At 74.0% G+C, this 20,426-nt stretch carries 19 protein-coding genes and 1 riboswitch; of the genes, 2 read left to right on the top strand and 17 right to left on the bottom strand.

Going from position 1 to position 20,426, the window contains the following annotated elements:
- Positions 1-2,592: an ATP-dependent chaperone ClpB gene (gene clpB, locus ET526_RS07100; protein WP_135466984.1), complete on the bottom strand. Its 2,592-nt coding sequence runs from the start codon at positions 2,590-2,592 to the stop codon at positions 1-3.
- A gap of 164 nt (positions 2,593-2,756) precedes the next feature.
- Here clpB and ET526_RS07095 point away from each other — a divergent pair, with 164 nt between their 5' ends.
- The gene (locus ET526_RS07095) at positions 2,757-3,527 is read left to right on the top strand and encodes an MOSC domain-containing protein (RefSeq protein ID WP_135466983.1); all 771 of its coding nucleotides are present in this window, start codon (positions 2,757-2,759) and stop codon (positions 3,525-3,527) included.
- Between the two features lie 111 nt (positions 3,528-3,638).
- Here ET526_RS07095 and thiC read toward each other — a convergent pair whose 3' ends face one another.
- The 9 genes from thiC to ET526_RS07055 form a co-directional block, all read right to left on the bottom strand.
- On the bottom strand, positions 3,639-5,459 hold the full coding sequence (thiC, locus tag ET526_RS07090; RefSeq protein ID WP_135466982.1) for a phosphomethylpyrimidine synthase ThiC: 1,821 nt from the start codon (positions 5,457-5,459) through the stop codon (positions 3,639-3,641).
- 61 nt (positions 5,460-5,520) lie between these two features.
- A riboswitch (TPP riboswitch) is annotated at positions 5,521-5,629 on the bottom strand.
- Between the two features lie 54 nt (positions 5,630-5,683).
- Complete coding sequence (locus tag ET526_RS07085) at positions 5,684-6,121, bottom strand: DUF4167 domain-containing protein (RefSeq protein WP_135466981.1); 438 nt, start codon at positions 6,119-6,121, stop codon at positions 5,684-5,686.
- A gap of 229 nt (positions 6,122-6,350) precedes the next feature.
- Positions 6,351-7,226 (bottom strand): peptide chain release factor N(5)-glutamine methyltransferase, encoded by an 876-nt coding sequence (gene prmC / locus ET526_RS07080; protein ID WP_135466980.1) that lies wholly within the window; start codon positions 7,224-7,226, stop codon positions 6,351-6,353.
- On the bottom strand, positions 7,223-8,284 hold the full coding sequence (gene prfA / locus ET526_RS07075) for a peptide chain release factor 1 (protein WP_135466979.1): 1,062 nt from the start codon (positions 8,282-8,284) through the stop codon (positions 7,223-7,225). Before prfA ends, prmC begins: the two co-directional genes overlap by 4 nt.
- Positions 8,281-9,534 (bottom strand): histidine--tRNA ligase, encoded by a 1,254-nt coding sequence (hisS, locus tag ET526_RS07070; protein WP_135466978.1) that lies wholly within the window; start codon positions 9,532-9,534, stop codon positions 8,281-8,283. Before hisS ends, prfA begins: the two co-directional genes overlap by 4 nt.
- 98 nt (positions 9,535-9,632) lie before the next feature.
- Complete coding sequence (locus ET526_RS21225; RefSeq protein ID WP_158295517.1) at positions 9,633-9,806, bottom strand: hypothetical protein; 174 nt, start codon at positions 9,804-9,806, stop codon at positions 9,633-9,635.
- Positions 9,807-9,822: 16 nt separating this feature from the next.
- Positions 9,823-10,965, bottom strand: coding sequence for a flavodoxin-dependent (E)-4-hydroxy-3-methylbut-2-enyl-diphosphate synthase (gene ispG, locus ET526_RS07065; RefSeq protein ID WP_135466977.1), 1,143 nt, complete (start codon positions 10,963-10,965; stop codon positions 9,823-9,825).
- Between the two features lie 83 nt (positions 10,966-11,048).
- Positions 11,049-12,089 carry an NAD(P)H-dependent flavin oxidoreductase gene (locus ET526_RS07060; protein WP_135466976.1) on the bottom strand — a complete coding sequence of 347 codons (1,041 nt, stop codon included), beginning with the start codon at positions 12,087-12,089 and terminating at the stop codon, positions 11,049-11,051.
- The gene (locus ET526_RS07055) at positions 12,089-13,309 is read right to left on the bottom strand and encodes an aspartate kinase (protein WP_135466975.1); all 1,221 of its coding nucleotides are present in this window, start codon (positions 13,307-13,309) and stop codon (positions 12,089-12,091) included. The genes ET526_RS07060 and ET526_RS07055 overlap by 1 nt, the downstream gene beginning before the upstream one ends.
- Positions 13,310-13,439: 130 nt before the next feature.
- On the opposite strand from ET526_RS07055, the gene ubiG reads away from it, so the two are divergent.
- A complete protein-coding gene (ubiG, locus tag ET526_RS07050) occupies positions 13,440-14,180 on the top strand; it encodes a bifunctional 2-polyprenyl-6-hydroxyphenol methylase/3-demethylubiquinol 3-O-methyltransferase UbiG (RefSeq protein ID WP_135466974.1) in 741 nt (246 codons plus the stop codon).
- A gap of 274 nt (positions 14,181-14,454) precedes the next feature.
- Here the strand turns inward: ubiG and ET526_RS07045 are convergent, their stop codons facing one another.
- From ET526_RS07045 to map, 7 genes are all read right to left on the bottom strand, one after another.
- Positions 14,455-14,925: a DUF1178 family protein gene (locus ET526_RS07045; protein WP_135466973.1), complete on the bottom strand. Its 471-nt coding sequence runs from the start codon at positions 14,923-14,925 to the stop codon at positions 14,455-14,457.
- Between the two features lie 88 nt (positions 14,926-15,013).
- Positions 15,014-15,271, bottom strand: coding sequence for a glutaredoxin 3 (gene grxC / locus ET526_RS07040; protein WP_135466972.1), 258 nt, complete (start codon positions 15,269-15,271; stop codon positions 15,014-15,016).
- Between the two features lie 30 nt (positions 15,272-15,301).
- A complete protein-coding gene (locus ET526_RS07035; RefSeq protein ID WP_192898666.1) occupies positions 15,302-16,114 on the bottom strand; it encodes a ComF family protein in 813 nt (270 codons plus the stop codon).
- Positions 16,111-17,703 carry a rhodanese-like domain-containing protein gene (locus tag ET526_RS07030; protein ID WP_135466971.1) on the bottom strand — a complete coding sequence of 531 codons (1,593 nt, stop codon included), beginning with the start codon at positions 17,701-17,703 and terminating at the stop codon, positions 16,111-16,113. The genes ET526_RS07035 and ET526_RS07030 overlap by 4 nt, the downstream gene beginning before the upstream one ends.
- Positions 17,704-17,717: 14 nt before the next feature.
- Positions 17,718-18,572: a S1 family peptidase gene (locus ET526_RS07025; RefSeq protein WP_240048291.1), complete on the bottom strand. Its 855-nt coding sequence runs from the start codon at positions 18,570-18,572 to the stop codon at positions 17,718-17,720.
- A gap of 49 nt (positions 18,573-18,621) precedes the next feature.
- On the bottom strand, positions 18,622-19,428 hold the full coding sequence (gene radC / locus ET526_RS07020; RefSeq protein ID WP_240048290.1) for a RadC family protein: 807 nt from the start codon (positions 19,426-19,428) through the stop codon (positions 18,622-18,624).
- A 92-nt stretch (positions 19,429-19,520) separates the two neighbouring features.
- Positions 19,521-20,327 carry a type I methionyl aminopeptidase gene (gene map / locus ET526_RS07015; RefSeq protein WP_135466969.1) on the bottom strand — a complete coding sequence of 269 codons (807 nt, stop codon included), beginning with the start codon at positions 20,325-20,327 and terminating at the stop codon, positions 19,521-19,523.
- Positions 20,328-20,426: the final 99 nt, after the last annotated feature.

Raw genomic sequence — 20,426 nt, 5'->3', positions numbered from 1 at the left:
TCAGGCCGCGGCGGCGAGGTCGGGGCCGGGCCGCACCTCCAGCCCGTCGGGGCCGGCGGTGACCCGCACCACCTGGCCGTCGCGGATCGCGCCCTCGAGCAGCAGCGTCGCCAGCCTGTCCTGCAGGCTGCGCTGGATCACGCGCTTCAGCGGCCGCGCGCCATAGACCGGATCGTAGCCGGCCTCGGCCAGCCATTCCCGCGCCTTCTCGTCCACCTCCAGCCGCAGCTTGCGGTCCTCGAGCAGCCGCTGCAGGCGCCGGAGCTGGATGTCCACGATCGCCGCCATGTCCTCCCGCGCGAGGCGGCGGAACAGCACGATCTCGTCCAGCCGGTTCAGGAATTCCGGCCGGAACCGCTCGCGCACCGCGCGCATCACGGCGGGACGCGCCGCCTCGATGTCCGCGCTCTCCGGCAGTTCGGCGATCGCCTGGCTGCCGAGGTTCGAGGTCAGCACGATGATGGTGTTGCGGAAGTCCACCGTGCGCCCCTGGCCGTCGGTCAGCCGCCCGTCGTCGAGGACCTGCAGCAGCACGTTGAACACGTCCTCGTGCGCCTTCTCCACCTCGTCGAACAGCACGACCTGGTAGGGGCGGCGGCGCACCGCCTCGGTCAGCGCGCCGCCCTCCTCGTAGCCGACATAGCCGGGGGGCGCGCCGATCAGCCGGGCGACGGCGTGCTTCTCCATGTACTCGGACATGTCGATGCGCGTCATCGCCCGCTCGTCGTCGAACAGGAACTCGGCGAGCGCCTTCACCAGCTCGGTCTTGCCGACGCCGGTCGGGCCGAGGAAGAGGAAGGAGCCGATCGGCCGGTTCGGATCCTGCAGGCCGGCGCGGGCGCGCCGGACGGCCTTGGAGACCGCCTCCAGCGCCTCCTCCTGCCCGACGACGCGCCTGCGGAGCTGCTCCTCCATGCGGATCAGCTTCGCCCGCTCGCCCTCCAGCATCTTCTCGACCGGGATGCCGGTCCAGCGGCTGACCACGGTGGCGATGCCCTCCTCGGTCACCGCCTCGTTCACCAGCCGGGAGTCGCCGTCGCTCGTCTGGGCGAGCTTCTTCTCGAGCTGCGGGATGACGCCGTAGAGCAGCTCCGAGGCGCGGGTCAGGTCGCCGCGGCGCTGCGCCAGCTCCACCTCGGTGCGGGCCTTCTCCAGCTCCTCCTTGGTCTTCTGCGCCTCGACGACCTTGGCCTTCTCCGCCTCCCAGCGCGCCGTCATCTCGCGCGAGCGCTCCTCGAGATCGGCCAGCTCCTTCTCCAGCCGCGCCAGGCGGTCGCGGGAGGCGGGGTCGTCCTCCTTGCGCAGCGCCTCGCGCTCGATCTTGAGGCGCATCAGCTCGCGGTCGATCGCGTCCAGCTCCTCCGGCTTGCTGTCCACCTGCATGCGCAGCCGCGAGGCGGCCTCGTCCACCAGGTCGATCGCCTTGTCGGGCAGGAAGCGGTCGGTGATGTAGCGGTTGGACAGAGTCGCGGCGGCGACCAGCGCGCTGTCGGTGATGCGCACGCCGTGATGCGCCTCATACTTGTCCTTGATGCCGCGCAGGATGGAGATGGTGTCCTCCACGCTCGGCTCGCCGATGAACACCGGCTGGAAGCGCCGCGCCAGCGCCGCATCCTTCTCGATGTGCTTGCGGTACTCGTCGAGCGTGGTGGCGCCGATGCAGTGCAGCTCGCCGCGCGCCAGCGCCGGCTTGAGCAGGTTGGAGGCATCCATCGCCCCCTCGGCCTTGCCCGCGCCGACCAGGGTGTGCAGCTCGTCGATGAACAGGATGATCTCGCCGGCGGCCTCCTCCACCTCCTTGAGCACGCCCTTCAGGCGCTCCTCGAACTCGCCGCGGTACTTGGCGCCGGCGACCATGGCGCCGAGGTCGAGGGCGAGCAGCCGCTTGCCCTTCAGCGCCTCCGGCACGTCGCCCTTGACGATGCGCAGCGCGAGGCCCTCGGCGATCGCGGTCTTGCCCACGCCGGGCTCGCCGATCAGCACCGGGTTGTTCTTGGTGCGCCGGGCCAGCACCTGGATGACGCGGCGGATCTCCTCGTCGCGCCCGATCACGGGGTCGAGCTTGCCCTCGCGGGCGAGCTGGGTGATGTCGCGCGCGTACTTCTTCAGCGCGTCGAACTGCTCCTCGGCGTTCTGGCTGGTCACGGTGCGGCCCTTGCGCAGGTCGGCCACCGCCTTCTCCAGCCGCTGCGGGTCGGCCCCGGCGGCGCGCAGCGCCCGCCCGGCCGCCGTCTCCGAGGCGGCGAGCGCCACCAGCAGCCGGTCCTGCGCCACGTACTCGTCGCCCGCGCGCGTCGCCTGCTGCTGCGCCGCGTCCAGCACCCGCACCACGTCCGGGGTGAATTGCGGCTGCCCGGCGCCGCCGCCCGAGACCTTCGGCTGGCGGCCGAGCTCGGCCTCCACCGCCTGCTTGACGCGCGCCGGATCGCCGCCGGCGGCGCGGATCAGGCCGGAGGCGGCGCCCTGCTCGTCGTCGAGCAGCGCCTTCAGCAGATGCTCGGGGGTGATGCGCTGGTGGTATTCGCGGATCGCAATGGTCTGCGCGGCCTGCAGGAAGCCGCGCGCGCGGTCGGTGAATTTCTCGATGTCCATTCGTCCCTCCTCCGCGGCCGGACCGGATGCGGCCCCGGCCGGCCATCAGACTCCTCGGCGACCGGCACCTCCGCCCCTCAAGAGGCGACGGCGGCACCAAGTTCGTCGCGGATGTGGTAACTCGCCTTGCGGCGGGTCAAGGCCGGCGGGAGGGAATATTGCCCATGCGTGTCGAGCACATCTACCGCTACCCGGTGAAGGGGCTCACGGCGGAGGCGCTGGAGCAGGTGGAGCTCACCCCGGGCCAGTGCCTGCCCCACGACCGCCGCTTCGCCCTCGCCCAGGGCGACGCCCCCTTCGACCCGGCCGCGCCCGCCTGGCTGCAGAAGCGGCATTTCGGCTGCCTGATGGCGAATGCGCGGCTGGCACTGCTGCACTCCGCCTTCGACCCGCGCACCGGCCTCCTCGCCATCCGCCCCCCCGAGGGGCCGCCGCTCATGGCCGACACCCGCACCGAGGAGGGGCGGGCGCTGATCGCCGCCTTCCTCGCCGGCTTCCTCGGCAGGGAGGCGCGAGGCCAGCCGCGCTTCGTGGAGGCACCGGGGCACAATTTCACCGATGTCGCGGCGAAATGCGTCTCCATCATCGGCCTTGCCAGCCTGCACGCGCTGGAGGCGGCGGCGGGGCGGCGCCTCGATCCGCTGCGCTTCCGCGCCAACATCTACGTCTCGGGCGGGCGCCCCTGGGCGGAGTTCGACCTGCTCGGGAAGGAGATCCAGCTCGGCGGGGCACGGCTGCGCGTGTTCAGGCGCATCGTCCGCTGCGCCGCCACCGAGGTGAATCCCGAGACGGCGGAGCGGGACGCCGATCCGCCGCGCTGGCTGCGCCGGCATTTCGGCCATGCCGATCTCGGCGTCTATGCCGAGGTGGTGGAGGGCGGCCGCGTCGCCGTCGGCGACGCGCTGGAGCCGCTGGAGGGCGACCTGCTGGGCTAGGGCGCTTGCCGCTCGCCCTGGGTTGCGGAAACCGCCCTGGCTCGCTGAGCGTGCGGGCCTCTTCGCCCGTTCGGGCGGTGCCGCCCGAACGGGATCTGCTCCAAGGCCTCCCTACCCCGCCGGCGGGGGGAGATAGATCTCCCCGCCGCGCGTGCGGAAGCTCTCCGACATCTCGGCCATCCCCTTCTCGGCCGCCGCCCGGACCTCCTGGCTGATCTTCATCGAGCAGAATTTCGGGCCGCACATGGAGCAGAAATGGGCGAGCTTCGCCCCCTCCGCCGGCAGGGTCTGGTCGTGGAAGCGCTCGGCCGTCTCCGGATCGAGGGAGAGGTTGAACTGGTCGCGCCAGCGGAACTCGAAGCGGGCGCGGGAGAGCGCGTCGTCGCGCAGCCGCGCCGCCGGATGGCCCTTCGCGAGGTCGGCGGCGTGGGCGGCGATCCTGTAGGCGATCACCCCCGCCTTCACGTCGTCCCGGTCCGGCAGGCCGAGGTGCTCCTTCGGCGTGACGTAGCAGAGCATGGCGGTGCCGAACCAGCCGATCATCGCCGCGCCGATGCCGGAGGTGATGTGGTCGTAGCCCGGCGCGATGTCGGTGGTGAGGGGGCCGAGGGTGTAGAAGGGCGCCTCGCCGCAGGCGGCGAGCTGCTTGTCCATGTTCTCCTTGATCCTGTGCATCGGCACGTGGCCGGGCCCCTCGACCATCACCTGCACGTCGTGCTCCCACGCGATGCGCGTGAGCTCCCCGAGCGTCTCCAGCTCGGCGAATTGCGCCGCGTCGTTGGCGTCGGCGATCGAGCCCGGCCGGAGCCCGTCCCCGAGCGAGAAGGAGACGTCGTAGGCCCGCATGATCTCGCAGATCTCGCGGAAATGGGTGTAGAGGAAGTTCTCCCTGTGGTGCGCCAGGCACCACTTCGCCATGATCGAGCCGCCGCGGGAGACGATGCCGGTCACCCGCCGCGCCGTCAGCGGGATGTAGGCAAGCCGCACTCCGGCGTGGATGGTGAAATAGTCCACCCCCTGCTCGGCCTGCTCGATCAGCGTGTCGCGGAAGACCTCCCAGGTGAGGTCCTCGGCCCTGCCGCCCACCTTCTCCAGCGCCTGGTAGATCGGCACCGTGCCGATCGGCACCGGCGCGTTGCGGATGATCCATTCCCGCGTGGTGTGGATGTTGCGGCCGGTGGAGAGGTCCATCACCGTGTCCGCGCCCCAGCGGATGGCCCAGACCAGCTTGTCCACCTCCTCCGCCACCCCGGAGGCGACCGCCGAATTGCCGATGTTGGCGTTCACCTTCACCAGGAAATTGCGGCCGATGATCATCGGCTCGCTCTCCGGGTGGTTGATGTTGGCGGGGATGATGGCGCGGCCGCGCGCCACCTCGTCGCGCACGAATTCGGGCGTGACGTGGTCGGGAATGGCGGCGCCGAAGCTCTCGCCGTCGCGCGCAAGGCCTGCCTCGCGCGCCGCCTCCCGGCCCAGATTCTCGCGGATGGCGACGTATTCCATCTCCGGCGTGACGATGCCGGCACGGGCATAGGCCATCTGCGTCACCGCCCGCCCCGGCCTGGCGCGGCGCACCTCGCGGCCGGCGCGATCGAAGGCCGGAACCCGGCGCGCCTCTCCCGGCTTCAGCCCGTCATCCTCCGGCCTCGAGGCGCGCCCCTCATAGGCCTCCGTATCCCCGCGCGCCTCGATCCAGGGGCGCCGCAGCGGCGGCAGGCCCCGACGGATGTCGATGCCGGCGGCGGGGTCGGTATAGGGGCCGGAGGTGTCATAGACCCGCAGCGGCGGCTCGCCCGAGGCGGGCGACAGGTCGATCTCCCGCATCGCCACCCGCAGCTCCGGGTGCAGGCGGCCGGGCAGGTGCACCTTGCGCGACGCCGGCAGGGGGCCGGTGGTGACCTGCGGCAGATCGGGAACGAGGCTGTCTGGCATCTTGGATCCCCTTTCCTGGAGATCCGGGAGCGCCTGCGAGCGGCGGAGCGGGCACCCGGCGGGGGCCCGCATGTTCCTTTCCCTACGCCGGTACGACCCGGATCAGGTTCGAAGGGTCACCGCGCCTCAGCGGTATCTCAGCCCCTGCCGGGGCTCCCCTTGGAACACCGCGAGTGTCCGGCCGGCGCGGCGCCGCTGTCAACCCTGACGCGGCCGCGGCGCGGTCAGGCCTGCTCGCGCGCCTCGGGCGGCGCCTCGCCCTCCTGGCCCGGCTCCAGCGCGTGGCCGTTGGCGTGGCCGTTGACCTCGGGCTGCTCGCCCGAGCCGTCGCCCGCCTCGGCCTCCGCCATGGCCTGCTGGTGGCGGCGGTGCTGGTGCTGCTGCTGCTGCTGGTTCATGGCGTTGAGGATGCGGAAGTAGTGCTCCGCGTGCTGGAAGTAGCTCTCCGCCATGACGCGGTCGCCGACGCCGGTCGCGTCCCGGCCGAGCTGGAGATACTTCTCGAAGAGCTGCTGCGCCGTGCCACGGAGCCGCATGTCCGGCCCGTTGGAATCGAAGACGTGGTTGCGGCTCATCGGCTGGTGGCCGCCATGGCGGAATTGCTGTCCGCCACCCCCACCGCCATGACGATGGCCACGGCCGCGCATGCGTTTCATGTTCATTGGTGTCGTGTCTGCCGTCTCGCAGCTAGGCCGGGCCGGGCGCGCCGGAGGTTTCCGGCCACGCGCGGCAACGGCTCCCGATCATGTCCAGCCTGCAAGGCGGGGCGGCCATGCCGCGGCCGGCCCGCCGAAGAGGCACCTTCGGGGCGGCGCCGGTCTGGCCCGGACAGCCGCACCCTGCCTCGGTGACCCAAGCTAGCGCCAGGAAGCCGGGCCGCCAAACGGTTTTTCATCGCGTATCGTCCGGCAGGGGCCCCGCCCCTTCCAGCACCAGGGCGCGCTCCACCCCGCCGAGGTCGCGCCGGCAGCCGAGCGGCCGCAGCCCGGCGCCGCGCGCCAGCGCCTCCACCGCCGCACGCTGCCCCTGTCCCAGTTCCAGCACCGCCCGCCCCTTGGGGGCGAGCAGTCCGGGCAGGGCCGCCACCAGGGCGCGGTAGGCCGCGAGCCCGTCCTCCCCCCCGTCCAGCGCCGCGGCGGGCTCGTGCCGCGCCACCTCCGGCATCAGCCCGGCCAGGGCGCCGGAGGCGATGTAGGGCGGGTTGCTCAGCACCAGGTCGAACCGCCCGGCGAGGGGGGCCGCCCAGTCGGCGACGAGGAAGCGCGCCCGCTCCCCAAGGCCGAGGCGCCGGGCATTGGCCCGGGCGAGCGCCGCCGCCGCCGGCACCCGGTCGGTGCCGAACCCGCCAGCCCGCGGGAACTCATGCAGCGCCGCGAGCAGCAGGCAGCCGGTCCCGGTGCCGAGATCGAGGATGCGGCGCACCCGGTCGCGGTCCGGAAAGGCGTCCAGCGCCGCCTCGATCAGCGTCTCGGAGTCCGGGCGGGGGATCAGCGTCGCCGGCGAGACCGCGAAGGGGAGCGACCAGAATTCGCGCTCGCCGGTCAGGTGGGCGAAGGGTTCACGGTCGAGCCGCCGGCGCAGCAGGGCGGCGAAGCGCGCCGCCGCGCCGGGCGGGACCGGGGCGTGCGGCTCGCGCAGCAGGTCCTCGGGGCGGCAGCCCATGGCGTGGGCGAGCAGCAGCCGCGCCTCGAAGCGGGGGTTCTCGATGGCGGCGGCGCGCAGGCGCTGTCCGGCCTCGCAGAGGGCGGCCCCCACCGTGGGGGTCATTCCGCCTCGGCGGCCAGGCGCGCCGCCTGGTCCTCGGCGATCAGCGCGTCGATCAGCTCGTCGAACTCGCCGAGCATGACGCGGTCGATCTTGTGCAGGGTCAGGCCGATGCGGTGGTCGGTCACGCGCCCCTGCGGGAAGTTGTAGGTGCGGATGCGCTCCGAACGGTCGCCGGTGCCGATCTGGCCCTTGCGGTCGGCGGCGCGGGCGGCGGCGGCGCGGGCGCGCTCGGCCTCGAACAGGCGGGCGCGCAGCACCCGCATCGCCTTGGCGCGGTTCTTGTGCTGCGACTTCTCCTCCTGCATCGCCACCACGATGCCGGTCGGGAGGTGGGTGATGCGCACCGCGCTGTCGGTCTTGTTCACGTGCTGCCCGCCGGCGCCGGAGGCGCGGTAGGTGTCCACGCGCAGGTCGCCCTCGCTGATCTGCACGTCCACCTCCTCCGCCTCGGGCAGCACGGCGACGGTGACGGTGGAGGTGTGGATGCGGCCCTGGGTCTCGGTGGCCGGCACCCGCTGCACGCGATGGACGCCGGATTCGTACTTCAGCCGCGCGAAGACGCCCCTGCCGTGGATCTCCGCCACCGCGCCCTTCACCCCGCCGAGGTCGCTCTCGTCGTAGTCCAGCACCTCGAAGCGCCAGCCGCGGCCCTCGGCGTAGCGCTGGTAGGCGCGGAACAGCTCGGCGGCGAACAGCGCCGCCTCGTCGCCGCCGGCGGCGGGGCGGATCTCCAGGATGGCGCTGCGCTCGTCGGCGGCGTCCTTCGGCAGCAGCATCAGCCGGATCTCGCGCTCGAGCGCCGGTACCCGCTCCTTCTGCGCCAGGTACTCCGCCTCCGCCAGCTCCTTCAGCTCCGGATCGGCGAGCATGGCCTCCGCCTCGTCGCGGGCCCGCTCGGCGGCGCGCAGCGCGGCGACCTTCTCGACCAGCGGCTCCAGCTCGGCGAGCTCCTTGGAGAGCGCCCCGAACTGCGCGCCCTCGGCGGTGGCGAGCAGGTGCCGCAGCTCCTCCGCCCGCGCCACCACGCGGTCCAGCCGTTCGGCGATGCGCCCGCTCATGCCAGCCGCCGGGGGATCTCGCCGATCGCCACCGTCTCCTGCGTCCCGGAATCGAGGTCGCGGAGCTGGGCGACGCCCCGCGCGATCTCCTCCTCGCCGAGGATCACCGCGGCGCGGGCGTGCTGGCGGTTGGCGCGCTCCAGCCGGCGCTTCAGGTTGCCGCGGTAGGCGATCTCCGCCACCACCCCGGCGCGGCGCAGCGCCTGCAGCAGGTCGAGCGCCGGCCCCTCCGCCGCCTCGCCCACCGGCACCACCGCGACGGGGCGCGGCGCGGGCGGCGTCAGCCCGGCCTCCTCCAGCAGCAGCGCCAGGCGCTCCACCCCCGCGGCCCAGCCGACCGAGGGGGTGGGCGGGCCGCCCATCTCCTCCACCAGCCCGTCGTAGCGACCGCCCGCCATCACCGTCCCCTGCGCGCCGAGCCGGTCGGTGACGAATTCGAAGGCGGTGTGATTGTAGTAGTCGAGGCCGCGCACGATGCGCGGATTGTCCCGGAACGGCACGCCGAACCGCTCCAGGTAGCGCTTCACCCCGGCGTGGAAGGCGGCGGCCGGCGCCGTCAGGTAGGCGTGGATGGTCGGCGCCTCCGCCACCAGCGCGCGGTCGCCGGGGTCCTTGCTGTCGAGGATGCGCAGCGGGTTGCGCTCCAGCCGCAGCCGGCTGTCCTCGGAGAGGCGGTCCCGGTGCGCGGCGAAGTAGGCGACGAGGGCGGCACGATAGGCGGCGCGGCTCTCGGCGTCGCCGAGCGTGTTGATCTCGAGCACCGTGCCCTCGGCGATGCCGAGCTCCTGCTGGATGTGCCAGCCGCAGGCGATCACCTCGGCATCGGCCAGCGGCTCGGCCGCGCCCAGCACCTCGATGCCGATCTGGTGGAACTGCCGGTAGCGCCCCTTCTGCGGCCGCTCGTAGCGGAACATCGGCCCGGCGTAGAACACCTTGCGCGGCAGGCCGGACTGGGTGAGGCCGTTGGAGACCAGGGCGCGGCACACCCCCGCCGTCATCTCCGGGCGGAGCGTCAGGCTCTCCCCGCCGCGGTCGGGGAAGGTGTACATCTCCTTCATCACCACGTCGGAAGTGTCGCCGAGGCCGCGGGCGAAGACGCGCGTGTCCTCGAACACCGGGGTCGCCCATTCCTCGAAGCCGTAGAGGGTGGCGACGCGGCGCGCGGTGTCCACCACGCGCTGATGGCGGCGGAACTCCTCTCCGATCAGGTCTCTGGTGCCGCGCGCGGGCTGCAGGGGGGTCTGGGCCATGGCCCCCTGGCGGTAGCGGGGCGGGGGCCGGGGGGCAAGGGGCAGGCCGGCATTCCCGGCGGCGGCCCGGTCACGGCCCCGGCGCCCCCCTTGCCCGCTCAGCCCAGCACCACGAGGAGCGTCAGCCCCGCGAACAGCACCAGCTCGACCGCCAGGACCAGGCCGAGGCGCAGCAGGGTCGCGTCCTGGCGCTCCAGCGCCCGCTCCATCCGCCGCCGGTCGGGCGGCAGCAGCCGGCCGATCAGCAGCGCGGCGAAGCCAAGGCCGGACATGCCCCGGCCCCCGCCCTCACTCCGCCGCCCGGGGCGCCGCCTCCGCGGCCCTGGCGGCCTCCTCCTCGGCCCGGATCTGGGCAGCCTTGCGCTCCACCAGGTCCACCAGGTGGTCCACCATCGCCGCCTCGTCGATGGTGTGGTCGGTCTTGCCGGCGGCATAGACCATGTGCCGCCCGGCGCCGCCGCCGGTCAGGCCGATGTCGGTCATCAGCGCCTCCCCCGGCCCGTTCACCACGCAGCCGATGATGGAGAGGGTGATCGGCGTCTCGATATGCGCCAGCCGCTCCTCCAGCACCGCCACCGTCCGGATGACGTCGAAGCCCTGCCGGGCGCAGGAGGGGCAGGAGATGATCTTCACCCCCCGGTGCCTGAGGCCGAGCGACTTCAGGATCTCCCAGCCGACATGCACCTCCTCCTCCGGCTCGGCGGAGAGGGAGACGCGCAGCGTGTCGCCGATGCCGGCCCAGAGCAGGTTGCCGAGGCCGATCGCGCTCTTCACCGTGCCGGTGCGCCGCCCGCCCGCCTCGGTGATGCCGATGTGCAGCGGGTGGTCGCAGGCCTCGGCGAGCTGCTGGTAGGCGGCGACGGCCAGGAACACGTCGGAGGCCTTCACGCTGATCTTGAACTCGTGGAAATCCTCCTCCTGCAGGTGCGCGGCGTGCCAGAGCGCGCTCTCGACCAGCGCCTCGGGATTGGGCTCGCCGTACTTCTCGAGCAGGTGCCTCTCCAGGCTGCCGGCGTTGACGCCGATGCGGATGGAGCAGCCGTGGTCCCGCGCCGCCTTCACCACCTCCTTCACCCGCTCCTTCGAGCCGATGTTGCCGGGGTTGATGCGCAGGCACGCGGCGCCGGCCTTCGCCGCCTCGATGGCGCGGCGGTAGTGGAAGTGGATGTCGGCGACGATCGGCACGTTCACCTCGCGCACGATCTCGGCCAGCGCCGCGGTGCTCTCCGGCGTCGGGACGGAGACGCGGACGATGTCGGCCCCGGCCAGCTCGCAGCGGCGGATCTGCTCGACCGTCGCCCGCACGTCCTCGGTCGGGGTGTTGGTCATGGTCTGCACCGGGATCGGCGCGCCGCCGCCGACCGGCACCTTTCCCACCCGGATCTGGCGCGACTTCCTGCGGGCGATCTGCTGGTAGGGGCGATAGCTCATCGGTCCGGTGTTCCCATGGCTCGGGCGCAATATGGCAGCCCCGGGCGCGGCGCCAAAGCCCGCGGCGCCGTCCGGGGCCCGCCTCAGCCGGCCTCGCGCGCCGCCAGGGCCGCCACCGCCTGGCCGATCAGCTCGGCGATGATCTCCGCCGCCGGCTGCTCGCGCGTGACCATGCCAACGCTCTGCCCGGCCATCAGGCTGCCCTGCTCGACATCGCCCTCGATCACGGCGCGGCGCAGCGACCCGGCCCAGAAATGCTCGATCTCGAGCTGCGCCGCCTCCTTGGTCAGCTCCCCGGCCTGGAAGCGGCGGATCACCGCCGCCTGGTGCTCGATGAAGCGGCGGGTGCCCTGGTTCTGCAGCGCGCGCACCGGGATCACCGGGAAGCGCTCGTCGAGCTGCACCGTCGGCACGGCGTCGCGCGCCGCGGCGCGGAGGAAGGCCTGCTTGAAGCGCGGATGGGCGATGCATTCGCTGGCGCAGACGAAGCGGGTGCCGAGCTGCACCCCCGCCGCCCCCATCTCCAGGTAGGAGAGGATCGCCTCCCCCCTCCCGATGCCCCCGGCGACGAAGACCGGCACCTCGCGCGCCATGGTGGGCAGGATCTCCTGGGCCAGCACGTTCAGGCTGACCGGGCCGATATGGCCGCCCGCCTCCGAGCCCTCGATCACCAGCGCGTCGGCGCCGCTGCGCACCAGCTTCCTCGCCAGCGCCAGCGCCGGGGCGAAGCAGACCACCTTCGCCCCCCCCTCCTTCGCCTTGCGGATCGCCGCGCCGGGGGGGATGCCGCCGGCGAAGACGATGTGGCCCACCCCGGCGTCGAGGCAGACCTGCACCAGCGCCTCGAGCTGCGGATGCATGGTGATGAGGTTCACGCCGAAGGGGCGGCCGGTCAGCGCCTGGGTGGCGGCGATCTCCTCGGCCAGGCGCGGCGGGTCCATGGCGCCGCAGGCGATCACGCCGAAGGCCCCGGCGTTGGAGAGGGCGGAGACCAGGTGGCGCTCGCTGACCCAGCTCATCGCCCCGCCCATGATGGCGTGGCGGCTGCCGAGGAAGGCGGCGCCGCGCGCCATCAGCCGCTCGAGCGCGGCGGCGGCGCGGCCCTGGGGCGGCAGCGCATCCATCAGGCGGGGGCGTCCAGGCCGTAGGCGGTGTGCAGGGCCCGCACCGCGAGCTCGGTGTATTCGGCGCCGACCAGCACGCTGACCTTGATCTCGCTGGTCGAGATGACCTGGATGTTGATCCCCTTCTCGGCAAGCGCCCGGAACATGGTGTTGGCGACCCCGGCATGGCTGCGCATGCCGATGCCAACGACGCTGATCTTCGCCACCTCGGGGTCGGCGAGCAGCGCCTCGAACCCCACCTCCTCCCGCGCCTTCTCCAGCACGTCCTGGGCGCGTGCGAGGTCGGCCTTGCCGACGGTGAAGGTCATGTCGGTCAGCCCGTCGGCGCCGATGTTCTGCACGATCATGTCCACGTTGACGTTGGCCCTGGCGAGGGCGCCGAAGACGGCGGCCGCCACCCCCGGCCGGTCCGGCACCCGCCGGAGCGTCACCTTGGCATCGTCCCGGGAATAGGCGATGCCGCTGACAACGGGCTGTTCCACGATCTCGTCCTCGTCCACCACCAGGGTGCCCGGCCGCTCCTCGAAGGAGGAGAGCACCTGCACCCGCACGCGCTGCTTCATCGCCAGCTCGACCGAGCGCGTCTGCAGCACCTTGGCCCCGACCGAGGCCAATTCCAGCATCTCCTCGTAGGAAATGCGCTCGAGCTTGCGGGCGCGCGGCACGATGCGCGGATCGGTGGTGTAGACCCCGTCCACGTCCGTGTAGATGTCGCAGCGGTCGGCGCGCACCGCCGCCGCCAGCGCCACCGCCGAGAGGTCGGAGCCGCCGCGGCCGAGGGTGGTCACCCGGTTGTCCGGGCCGATGCCCTGGAAGCCGGCCACCACCGGCACCTGGCCCATCCGCATCCGGCGGATCAGCTCCGCGCCCTCGATCGCCTCCACCCGCGCCTTGCCGTGGGCGCCGTCGGTGCGGATCGGCACCTGCCAGCCCTGCCAGGAGCGGGCGTCCACCCCCTCCGCCTGCAGGGCGATGGCGAGCAGGCCGATCGTCACCTGCTCCCCGGTCGCCACCACGGTGTCGTACTCGCGCGCGTCGTGCAGCGGCGAGAGGTCCTGGCACCACTTCACGAGCTGGTTGGTGACGCCGGCCATGGCGGAGACCACCACGGCGACCTCGTGGCCGGCCTCGACCTCGCGCTTCACGCGCCGGGCGACGTTGCGGATACGGTCGAGATCGGCGACGGAGGTGCCGCCGAACTTCATCACGATGCGGGACATGGGCTCGCGGCGCCTCTGGTCCGGAAGGGCGTCGGCGGCGGTTGCCGGCGCGCGCCGGGCGGCACAGATACCGGGGCGGCCCCCGCGCCGCAACATGGCGTGGCACGGGGAGCACGCAGGAGGGGCGCGGATGCAGCGTGAGGGCCACACGGCGCTGGCCGGGGAGATCGCCAAATTCGACCGCCTGGCGGCGCGCTGGTGGGACCCGCGCGGCCCGATGGCGCCGCTGCACGCCATGAACCCGGCGCGGATGGGCTGGATCATCGGGCGCATCGCCCGCCACCACGGGCGGGACCCGGCGGCGCCCGACGCGCTGGCCGGGCTCAGCGTGCTCGATGTCGGCTGCGGCGCCGGGCTGGCGAGCGAGGCGCTGGCCCGCGCCGGCGCCGCCGTCACCGGCCTCGACGCCGCCGGGGAGGCGCTCGCCGCCGCCCGCGCCCACGCTGCGGCCGGCGGCCTCGCCATCACCTACCGGGAGGGCACGCCGGAGCGGCTGCTGGCCGGGGGCGTGGGGGGGTTCGACGCGGTGCTGGCCCTCGAGGTGATCGAGCACGTCGCCGATCGCAACGCCTTCTGCCGCCACCTCGCCACCCTGGCGAAGCCGGAGGGGCTGGTCTTCCTCTCGACGCTGAACCGCACCGCGCGCTCCTTCCTGCTGGCCAAGCTCGGCGCGGAATACGTGCTGCGCCTGCTGCCCGTGGGCACGCATGACTGGCGGATGTTCCTCCGCCCGGCGGAGCTCGGCGCGGCGCTGCGCGGCGCCGGGCTGCGCGTGGCCGACATCGCCGGGCTGAGCATGGACCCGCTCAGCGGGCGGTGGCGCATCAGCCGCGACGTCGGGGTGAACTACCTGGTCATGGCGCGGCGCTAGAGCCGTTTCCACTCGGCCATGAACGCGGAAACGGCTCCAGCCCATTGTTCGTAGGGCAGAGTCACGCTCCCGGCCGTTTCCCGCCGTCCGCGATCTGCTCTAGGGCAGGTCCCGTCCAGGCGGACCCGCCCGGACGGGTGAGGATGCCCGCAGGATCAAGGAGCTGGGGCGGCCTCCGCGAGATCGGGCGAACGGAGGGTGCTCCAGACGGAGGTCCGGAGCCGTTGCCGCGGGCCCGGCGGGGCGGAAGCGGCCCCAGGGCGGGCCACCGGCATCAGCCCTCGGCGCGCGGCACCCAGGGAATGCGGGCGAAGGCGATCCCCTCCTCCTCCAGCGCCTCGGCCTCGGCCTCGGTGGTCTCGCCGTAGATGCCGGCGCGCTCGCTCTCGCCGCGGTGGATGCGGCGGGCCTCCTCGGCGAAATCCTTGCCGACGTAGTCGCAGTGCCTCTCCACCTCGGCGCGCAGGCGCTGCAGCGCCGCCACGAGCTGCGCCGGCATCGGCCCCGGCGCCGCGGGCGGCTTCACCGCCGCGGGGGGTGGCGGCGCCTGCCCGCGCTCCGGCCGCCCCTTCACGCCCGGCGCCTTGACCACGGCCGGGGCCATCAGCCGCTTCGCCACCTGCGTGCTGCCGCAGGCCGGGCATTCCACCATGCCGGCCTTCCGGAGCTTGTCGAAGGCGTCGCTGTCCTTGAACCAGCCGTCGAACTCGTGGTCCTGGCTGCAGCGGAGGTCGTAACGGATCATCCCGGTGTTCCCTGGCCCCGCGGGGCCGATTCAGGATGTAATCTGGCACTCGACCACAAGGAGTGCCAGTGTCCGTGACAAGGCCGTGTCAGCCGGCCAGCAGCGCGTCCAGCTTGCCTGCCCGCTCCAGCGCCGCCAGCTCGTCCGAGCCGCCGATCGGCCGGCCGTCGATGAAGATCTGGGGCACGGTGGTGCGCCCGCCGGAACGCTCGATCGCCTGGCGCCGCGCCTCCGAGCCGTGCGGGGCGTCGTGCTCCTCATACGCCACCCCCTTGCGGTCGAGCAGCGCCTTGGCGCGCGCGCAATAGGGGCAGAAGAGGGTGGTGTAGATCTCGACCTTGGCCATGGGGCAGAGTTGGCGGGCCGCCGCCGCCGGTCAAGCGGCGACGGCCTCGAGCCGGGGGTCGGGCACCCGGGCGGCGGCCAGCACCTCCACCGCCCGCGCCCCGGCCTCCAGCAGCACCAGGGCGCAGGCCTCCGCCGTGGCGCCGGAGGTCAGCACGTCGTCCACCAGCAGCACCCGCCGCCCGGCGACCCGCCGCGCCGCGCCGCGGCCGAGGGCGAAGGCACCGGCCAGCACCGCCGCGCGCTCCGCCGCGCCGCGCTCGCCGAGCGGCGGCGTCGGCCGCAGCCGGCGCAGCAGGTCCGGCACGTGCGGCCTGCCCGCCATGCGCGCCAGCCGGGCGGAGAGCAGCGCCGCCTGGTTGTAGCGCCGCGCCAGCAGCCGCCGCCGGTGCAGCGGCACCGGGGCGATCAGCTCCGCCCGCGCCAGCAGCGCCGCCCCGGCGCGGGCCATGTGCCGCGCCAGCGGCAGGGCCAGCTCGGTGCGGTCGGCGTATTTGAAGGGCAGGATCAGCCGCCGCGCCCCCTCGTCGTAGCGGAGCGCGGCCCGGGCGGCGGCGTAGGCCGGCGGGTGTTCCTCGCAGGCGGGGCAGAGCAGCCCCTCCGGCCCCGGCAGGCCCATGCCGGAATGCGGGAAGGGCACGCCGCAGCGCGCGCAGAGCGGGGCGGTGATGAAGGAGAGGCCGCTGAAGCAGGCGAGGCAGAGCGCGCCCTGCCGGTCCACCGGCGCCTCGCAGGTGAGGCATTGCGGCGGCAGCAGCGCGTCCAGCAGCCCCACGCCGAGCCGCGCCAGCCCGCTCCGCAGCCGGGCAAGCGGCGCCGCGTCCGCGCCGCCGGCCGGGCTCATGCCGGCGCCGTGCCGAAGCGGGCGTCGCCGTCGCGCGCCACCTCGTGCACCAGGGCGACCTCCCAGGAGAGGTATTCCCGCATCGCCTCCTCCACCCCCTCGTTGCGGTCATAGGGGCGGAGATAGGCGTCTATGCAGGCGGCATCGGGCGGGTCGCGCCGGTCGGCGGCGAGCGGGAAGCCCCCCGCCCGCCAGGCGGCGAGGCCGCCTCGCAGCAGCAGCACCGGCGCCCGCCCCAGCGCCTCGAGCTCCGGCACGGCTAAGCGGCCGACCGCCTCCTCCTCGGCCGCGACCACCACCGGGCGGCCGGCGTCGAGGCGCGGCGCCAGCGCCGCCAGCCGCGTGCGCACGCCCCAGAGCGCACCCGGGATGTGCGCCTCGCGGAAGTCGAGCGAGCGGGAGAGCTGCACCACCTGCGCCCCGCCCTCCCCGAGCATCGCCGCGAGTTCCGGCGCGGCGACCGTGGCGGGGCGGATCGCCGCCGCCTCGGGGCAGGCGGGCGGCGGGTGGCCTCGCTCCAGCGGCCCGTCCAGCCCGCCCTCCAGCACATGGACGTCCCAGCCACCGAGCTGGCGCAGCCAGCCGCCGGTCATGCGGGCGCGCACCCCCGTATCGTCCACCAGCACGATGCGGGCATGGCGCACCGCCACCCAGCGGTCGGTCGCCTGCACGAGCTGCCCGCCCGGCGCGCTGAGGCTGCCCGGCAGGTGGCCGGCGGCGAACTCCTCCGGGTCGCGCACGTCGAGCAGGTAGGTGGTGCGGTCCGGGTCGGCGCGGAGCGCGGCGAGCCCCGCCGCGTCGAGCGGGCGCACGCCGTGGCGGGCGGCGAAGGCGGCGGCGCGCGCCCGCGCCTCCGCCAGAGAGGCCGGGGTGCCGCGGGGGTAGCTCGCCTCCCGCCCGCGGTCGCAGGCGAAGCCGGCCAGCTCCCAGCCCATGGTGCCGTTGCGCAGCGCCACCACGCGGTTCGGCAGGCCGGCGCGGCGCAGCGACTCGGCGCCGAGGATGGAGCGGGTGCGGCCGGCGCAGTTCACCACCACCGTGGTGCGCGGCGAGCGCAGGATCTCCCCGATGCGGTAGACCAGCTCCCCGCCCGGCACGTTGATCGCGCCGGGGATGGACATGCGGCGGAACTCGTCGAGCGGGCGGCTGTCGAGGATCACCATGTCCTCCCCGGCCTCGGCCATCGCCTTCAGCTCCGCCGGGTCCACGCTCGGCGTGCCGTAATGGTGCTCCACCCACTCGCCGAAGGCCTTGGAGGGCACGTTGACGCCGGAGAACACGACGAAGCCCGCCTCCCGCCAGGCCGGCACCCCGCCGTCCAGCACATGCACCTCGGTGGCGCCCATGCCGGCGAGCAAGCCGGCGAGGCGCTCGGCGAGCCCCCCCTCCCCGCCATCCACGCAGCAGATGCGGGTGGAGAGGCGCGGCAGCAGGGCGCGCAGGCGCAGCTCCGCCCGCGACAGCGGGCAGGGCGTGGCCCAGAACAGGTGGGCGCGGCCGAACTCCCCCTCCTCGCGCGCGTCGAGGATGGCGAGCTCCCGCCCGTCACCGATCCAGGCCTTCAGCGTGGCGGCGTCGATCCGGCCCATCTCACCCTCCCCTCTCAGCGCAGGCAGCGCAGGAACACGGTGGAGGGGTGCGCCACCTCTCCCACCTCGGCGGCGCCCCGCAGGGCGCCGCTCGTCGCCAGCAGCGGCTGCACGCCGTGGCGGCGCAGGAAGTCGATCGCCTCCCCGGCCTTGACCGCGAAATTGACGTTCTGCGGGATGTCGCCGGTGGTCTGCGCCACGCGCTGGGCGTTCAGCTTGGACACCACCACCCCGACCACGTTGCCGCTGAGGTCGAGCAGCGGCCCGCCCGAATTGCCCGGCTGCACCGGGGCGCTGATCTGGAAATGCGCCTGGTTGTCGCGCAGGCCGGAAAGCGCCGAGATCTCGCCCGTCGTCAGGGTGGGACCGGAGGAGAGCAGCCCGGCGAGGGGGAAGCCGTAGGTGACCACCCCCTCCCCCCGCCGCACCGGCGGCCCCTGGCGGAAGCGCAGGGGCGGGCCCGGGTTGCCCCGCACGGCGAGCAGCGCCAGGTCGCGCCCCGGATCGGCGGCGGCGACGGTGGCGGCCATCTCGGCGCCGCCGCCGGCGCGCAGGCGCAGCTCGGCGCAGCCCTCGGTGACGTGGAAATTGGTCAGCACCCGCCCCGGCGCCACCACGAAGCCGGTGCCGGAGGCGGCGGCGCGGCGCGGCGGCGGAGCGCCGCCCAGGAAGGGGTCGCTGCCGGGGGGCAGCGGCGGCGGCTTGCCGGAGGGCGTGGCGGCGGGCGACTGCGCCAGGGTCCCGCCCTTGGCGGGCAGGCTCTCCGCCGCCCCGGGGGGCGGCGGCCTGTCCTGCCGCGCGGCGGCCCCGGAAGCCAGGGAGAGGCCGATCAGGCAGGCACCGAGCAGATGCGCGGGGAATCGGGCCATGGGCGGAGCGTGCCGGCGCGGCAGCCTCCCGGTCAGATGGAGGCGGCGATCATAGCAGCCCCTCCCGCCGCAGGGAGACGTGGCGGCCATTGCCGATCACCAGATGGTCGTGCAGCAGGATGCCGAGCGCCGCCGCGGCCGCCTGCACCTCGCGCGTCATCTCGAGATCGGCGCGGGAGGGGGTGGGGTCGCCGCTCGGGTGGTTGTGCACCAGCACGAGCGCGGTGGCGCCGAGCTCCAGCGCCCGGCGCAGCACCTCGCGCGGATAGACGGGCGTGTGGTTGACGGTGCCGCGCGCCTGCGCCTCGTCGGCGAGCAGGTGGTTGCGGGCGTCGAGGAACAGCACGCGGAACTGCTCCACCCGCTCCCGCGCCAGGGCGGCGGCCAGGTAGCGGACCAAGCGATCGTAGCTGTCGAGCAGCGGCCGGTCGCGCAGCTCGGCCGCGGCGAGGCGCAGCGCCGCCCCCTGCACGGTCTTGAGCGCGGCGAGGCCCGCCTCGCCCAGCCCCTCGACGCGGAGGAGCTCCGCCGGCGGGGCGGCGATGGCGCCGGCGAAGCTGCCGAAGCGCGCCAGCAGGGCGCGGGCGATCGGCTTGGTGTCCCGCCGCGGCAGGGCGAGGAACAGCACCATCTCCAGCAGCTCGTGGTCGAGCAGGGCGTCCGGCCCGGCGGCGATCAGCTTCCGCCGCATGCGGGCGCGGTGGCCGTGATGGCCGGGCGGGGCCTCCGCGGCCGGCGCCCCGGGCAGCAGCGCCGCCTGCTCCGGCGCCGCCGCGCGCGGCGGGAATGGCGCGCCGGCGTCGCCGAACCCCCTGCCGCCCCTCCGCCCGTCCATGCCGCCCCCGCCGCCTTCCATGCCGGACCATCAAGCCGCGCTTCGTGCGCGAGCGCAATGGCTCGCGCAACGGCCCATGCCGGCGGCCGCCTCACCGCCCGCGCGGCGACGGCTCAGAAGCGGTAGGGCGGCTTGTGCAGGCCGGCGGGGGAGAGGGTGAACACCTCCACCCCGGTCTCGGTCACGCCCACCATGTGCTCGAACTGGGCGGAGAGGCTGCGGTCGCGCGTGACGGCGGTCCAGCCGTCGTCGAGGATCTTCACCTCCGGCCGGCCGGCGTTCACCATCGGCTCGATGGTGAAGAACATGCCGGGGCGGAGCACCGGCCCCTCCCCGGGGCGGCCGAAATGCAGGACGTTCGGCGGCTCGTGGAAGCGGCGGCCGATGCCGTGGCCGCAGAAGTCGCGCACCACCGAGAAGCGGTGCCGCTCGACGAAGAGCTGGATGGCATGGCCGATGTCGCCGAGGGTGGCACCGGGCTTCACCGCCGCCACGCCGCGCATCATCGCCTCGTAGGTGACGTCGAGCAGCAGCCGGGCGCGGGTGGAAGGCTGGCCGGCGACGTACATGCGGCTGGAATCGCCGTGCCAGCCGTCGAGGATGACGGTGACGTCGATGTTGAGGATGTCGCCCTCGGCCAGCACGCGCTCGCCCGGGATGCCGTGGCAGACCACGTGGTTCACCGAGGTGCAGATGGATTTCGGGAAGCCGCGGTAGCCGAGCGGCGCCGGCACCGCGCCGCGCGCCAGGATGAAGTCGTGGCACAGCCGGTCGAGTGCGGCGGTGGTGACGCCGGGGCGGACATGGGCGGCGATCATGTCGAGCGTTTCGGCCGCGAGGCGGCCGGCGCGGCGCATCCCCTCGAAATCCTCGGGGCGGTGGATGGTGATGCGGCGCGAGTCGCCGCCCTGCTGCTCCATGGGTCCTGAATCTCTGCTTGCCGGCCGAAGTCCGAAGATGTGCGTTGCCGCACAGCGGCGCAAGCGCGGGCGCGCTGGACTTCGACCGAGTTGAAGCGG

This window comes from Crenalkalicoccus roseus, from assembly GCF_004761865.1.
In the GTDB taxonomy this organism is placed as follows: domain Bacteria; phylum Pseudomonadota; class Alphaproteobacteria; order Acetobacterales; family Acetobacteraceae; genus Crenalkalicoccus; species Crenalkalicoccus roseus.
This window is presented reverse-complemented; position numbering and strand designations above follow the sequence as displayed.

Coding starts and splice junctions, on each gene's coding strand:
- clpB (WP_135466984.1), bottom strand. CDS start 2,592: ATGGACATCGAGAAATTCACCGACCGCGCGCGCGGCTTCCTGCAGGCC.
- ET526_RS07095 (WP_135466983.1), top strand. CDS start 2,757: ATGCGTGTCGAGCACATCTACCGCTACCCGGTGAAGGGGCTCACGGCG.
- thiC (WP_135466982.1), bottom strand. CDS start 5,459: ATGCCAGACAGCCTCGTTCCCGATCTGCCGCAGGTCACCACCGGCCCC.
- ET526_RS07085 (WP_135466981.1), bottom strand. CDS start 6,121: ATGAACATGAAACGCATGCGCGGCCGTGGCCATCGTCATGGCGGTGGG.
- prmC (WP_135466980.1), bottom strand. CDS start 7,226: ATGACCCCCACGGTGGGGGCCGCCCTCTGCGAGGCCGGACAGCGCCTG.
- prfA (WP_135466979.1), bottom strand. CDS start 8,284: ATGAGCGGGCGCATCGCCGAACGGCTGGACCGCGTGGTGGCGCGGGCG.
- hisS (WP_135466978.1), bottom strand. CDS start 9,534: ATGGCCCAGACCCCCCTGCAGCCCGCGCGCGGCACCAGAGACCTGATC.
- ET526_RS21225 (WP_158295517.1), bottom strand. CDS start 9,806: ATGTCCGGCCTTGGCTTCGCCGCGCTGCTGATCGGCCGGCTGCTGCCG.
- ispG (WP_135466977.1), bottom strand. CDS start 10,965: ATGAGCTATCGCCCCTACCAGCAGATCGCCCGCAGGAAGTCGCGCCAG.
- ET526_RS07060 (WP_135466976.1), bottom strand. CDS start 12,089: ATGGATGCGCTGCCGCCCCAGGGCCGCGCCGCCGCCGCGCTCGAGCGG.
- ET526_RS07055 (WP_135466975.1), bottom strand. CDS start 13,309: ATGTCCCGCATCGTGATGAAGTTCGGCGGCACCTCCGTCGCCGATCTC.
- ubiG (WP_135466974.1), top strand. CDS start 13,440: ATGCAGCGTGAGGGCCACACGGCGCTGGCCGGGGAGATCGCCAAATTC.
- ET526_RS07045 (WP_135466973.1), bottom strand. CDS start 14,925: ATGATCCGTTACGACCTCCGCTGCAGCCAGGACCACGAGTTCGACGGC.
- grxC (WP_135466972.1), bottom strand. CDS start 15,271: ATGGCCAAGGTCGAGATCTACACCACCCTCTTCTGCCCCTATTGCGCG.
- ET526_RS07035 (WP_192898666.1), bottom strand. CDS start 16,114: ATGAGCCCGGCCGGCGGCGCGGACGCGGCGCCGCTTGCCCGGCTGCGG.
- ET526_RS07030 (WP_135466971.1), bottom strand. CDS start 17,703: ATGGGCCGGATCGACGCCGCCACGCTGAAGGCCTGGATCGGTGACGGG.
- ET526_RS07025 (WP_240048291.1), bottom strand. CDS start 18,572: ATGGCCCGATTCCCCGCGCATCTGCTCGGTGCCTGCCTGATCGGCCTC.
- radC (WP_240048290.1), bottom strand. CDS start 19,428: ATGGAAGGCGGCGGGGGCGGCATGGACGGGCGGAGGGGCGGCAGGGGG.
- map (WP_135466969.1), bottom strand. CDS start 20,327: ATGGAGCAGCAGGGCGGCGACTCGCGCCGCATCACCATCCACCGCCCC.